Annotated in this window: 1 protein-coding gene; it reads left to right on the forward strand. The window is 56.2% G+C overall.

Features of this window, described 5'->3' with window-relative positions; translation table 11 throughout:
• On the forward strand, nucleotides 1-333 hold a 333-nt coding region (locus tag J9893_RS20365), incomplete at both ends, for an IS5 family transposase (RefSeq protein WP_210621938.1).

The raw sequence follows: 333 nt of genomic DNA on the forward strand, positions 1-333 counted from the left end.
GACCGCACCACCATCATGAATTTCCGCCACCTGCTGGAGCAGCATCAACTGGCCCGCCAATTGTTCAAGACCATCAATCGCTGGCTGGCCGAAGCAGGCGTCATGATGACTCAAGGCACCTTGGTCGATGCCACCATCATTGAGGCTCCCAGCTCGACCAAGAACAAAGAGCAGCAACGCGATCCGGAGATGCATCAGACCAAGAAAGGCAATCAGTGGCACTTTGGCATGAAGGCCCACATTGGTGTCGATGCCAAGAGTGGCCTGACCCACAGCCTAGTCACCACCGCGGCCAACGAGCATGACCTCAATCAGCTGGGTAATCTGCTGCAT

The sequence above is a fragment of the Aeromonas sp. MaB10011B genome (assembly GCF_017939325.1).
Classification (GTDB): Bacteria; Pseudomonadota; Gammaproteobacteria; order Enterobacterales; family Aeromonadaceae; genus Aeromonas; species Aeromonas caviae.